General features: G+C 43.8%; 4 protein-coding genes and 1 pseudogene. 1 reads left to right on the top strand and 4 read right to left on the bottom strand.

Going from position 1 to position 2304, the window contains the following annotated elements; translation table 11 throughout:
- Both GRP75_RS30060 and GRP75_RS24725 read right to left on the bottom strand, forming a co-directional pair.
- Nucleotides 1-87: pseudogene (locus GRP75_RS30060) on the bottom strand (DUF1292 domain-containing protein); the annotation flags it as partial.
- A gap of 79 nt (nucleotides 88-166) precedes the next feature.
- Nucleotides 167-724: a hypothetical protein gene (locus GRP75_RS24725; protein WP_023989343.1), complete on the bottom strand. Its 558-nt coding sequence runs from the start codon at nucleotides 722-724 to the stop codon at nucleotides 167-169.
- Between the two features lie 201 nt (nucleotides 725-925).
- Here GRP75_RS24725 and GRP75_RS24720 point away from each other — a divergent pair, with 201 nt between their 5' ends.
- A complete protein-coding gene (locus tag GRP75_RS24720) occupies nucleotides 926-1684 on the top strand; it encodes an MBL fold metallo-hydrolase (RefSeq protein ID WP_160790646.1) in 759 nt (252 codons plus the stop codon).
- 122 nt (nucleotides 1685-1806) lie between these two features.
- Here the strand turns inward: GRP75_RS24720 and GRP75_RS24715 are convergent, their stop codons facing one another.
- Both GRP75_RS24715 and GRP75_RS24710 read right to left on the bottom strand, forming a co-directional pair.
- On the bottom strand, nucleotides 1807-2043 hold the full coding sequence (locus GRP75_RS24715; protein ID WP_023989345.1) for a DUF3892 domain-containing protein: 237 nt from the start codon (nucleotides 2041-2043) through the stop codon (nucleotides 1807-1809).
- A 90-nt stretch (nucleotides 2044-2133) separates the two neighbouring features.
- Nucleotides 2134-2304: GNAT family N-acetyltransferase (locus GRP75_RS24710; RefSeq protein ID WP_160790645.1), on the bottom strand; the 171-nt coding region annotated here is incomplete at its 5' end.

The following is a 2304-nucleotide window of genomic DNA, read 5'->3' as shown; positions in this document are numbered from 1 at the left end:
ATCAGTTAGCGTAAGAACCATTTCTTCATGTTCGTGGTCATGATCGTGGTTGCAGGCTTCACCGTGTTCATGTTTGTGATCACTCATGGAAATACCTACCTTCAAATTGTTTTATTTTCCCCCGTATCGTAACATGATCAAGGGTGCAGGTCAATTTGTGGTATGCCTAATTTATCGCTGTAATGACTTTTTCGGACACCAGGGTATAGCTACCATCTTTGCTCTCTTTAATGTAGAAACCAACCCGGTAATTCCCTGCTGTTTTGAAATCATACGTAAAGTCGTTCGTACGGAACCAGAAGTTATCCTTTTGCGCTCCTTTGATATCTTGAGACTGAATATCCTTCACGTTGCCCGAAGGGTCGGTAATCGCTACCTTCACTCCAGAGATATCTGTTTTCAAGGTATCAATTTGACTGAATACATTAAATTTCACTTTATTGCCTTTATTCACGTTACCAAACACCGTATCTCCCTTGAACAGGAACATATGCACGTTAGGCTGGTCGAAAACAACTTTTCCACCGGATGGATCAAAATTTACAAGTCCGTTAAAATCACGGATGGGCACATAGGTTTTCCCATCAATGACAACTGCGCCATCTTTTGACACTTCTCCATTAATAATCAACTGCACTTGGTCCTTGGCGGATTCCGCCGAAATGGCGGTCCCTCCCATTATTGAAAAGGCCATCACTAGGGCCATCACTTTTCTCCATTTCATCACTACTAATCCCTCCATCGTTATCTGTTTAAAACCTTCTGTCGTACATTTATACCTAGCTCAGCCGCACAAGTTGCGCTGTGTTTCACAAATTGTCCAAAGTTTTTACATAAGGAGCCAAATCTTTAGTTCCAGCAGCATAGGTGATAAAATACGACTGTAGAATGTCCTAGTACACAAAGTCCGGAGGGATAATCCATAATGAGCCTAACGATACAAATGCTTGGCACAGGCAGTGCCTTTGCCAAGCATTATTACAACAACAACGCGCTGCTGGACAGCGGAGAAGGCAAACTGCTGATCGATTGCGGTACAACCGCTTCTTTAGCATTACACCAAATGGGCGTCCCTTTGCCTGATATTGGCGCAATTTTAATCACACATATTCACGCAGATCATGTCGGAGGTTTGGAGGAATTCGGTTTTCAAATGAACATTCTCCATCGTCGCAAGCCTCTACTTTATATCGCCGAACCACTAATCCACCCTTTGTGGGAACATACGCTCAAGGGCGGAATGTCACAGCAAGGTATGATTGACAAGCTTGAAGATGTATTCGAGGTAAACGTAATAACGCCTGGTGTACCCACTACATTAGTATCGGGTATCCAGGTGGAGCTAATCCCTACAAGGCATATTCCGGGTAAAAACAGTTATTCAATATTCATTAATGACCGCCTTTTTTATAGTGCAGATATGGTTTTTGACCCTGATTTGCTTCATCATCTGGTGCATGAACGAGGATGTCGGAGTATTCTGCATGAGGTTCAATTACAAGGCGCTGGAGAAGTCCATACGACGTTGGACGAGCTGCTAAGCTTGGCGCCATCTCTTCAAGAGCGGATTCATCTGATGCACTATAGTGATGATATGGAACAGTTCAGGGAGAAAGCAGGAGTCATGTCCTTTCTGGAGCAGCAACGAGTATATCAACTTGCAGAGTTGGAACGTGCAGAGTAGCATGCTAAATACAGTTTGAACAATTAACAAAAAGCCGCCTGGCTTTCCTACAAAGGATAGCCAAGCGGCTTGCTGTTCTTGAATATAATGATGAACTTGCATTCTAATGTTGCGAGTTAAGGTCAGAACAATGGCAGTTGGTCCAGGTTATTAGATGGATCTCCATCGGCATCTCCCCGAATTCGTTTGCTTCCATCCTTGGCCTTGAAAACATTAACGCCTGCAATTGAGCCTGCTTCAATCTCGTTCAATGCTTGGTTATAATCTAAAACCCGACCAGTAGATGTCTGAAAAGACGTAAGGTCGCCATCCCCGTCTTTACGTACTGCTGTAATTTGCTCTCGTTCTGTATCAGCCATACTGTATCGCTCCTTATCCATAGTATTATAGTGGAGGAACTTTTACTAGCATGCACATTGTACAGATTTGTATGCACCTTACGCTGTCGACTACAACTTTTTGCGCATACGTACATGCGGTATTCCCGCATCGTCAAAAGGTTCATCGGAGATCGTCTCATAACCGAGCTTTTCGTAAAACCTCTCGGCTTGGCATTGGGCATCTAGCAGCGAGTATCTTAACCCCAATTCACGTGCACGTTCCTCCAGTGCTAGCAGTAA

The sequence above is a fragment of the Paenibacillus sp. OT2-17 genome (genome assembly GCF_009827695.1).
GTDB classification, from domain to species: Bacteria; Bacillota; Bacilli; order Paenibacillales; family Paenibacillaceae; genus Paenibacillus; species Paenibacillus polymyxa_B.
The sequence above is the reverse complement of the archived record's forward strand: the minus strand, read 5'-3'. Positions and strand labels throughout refer to the sequence as shown.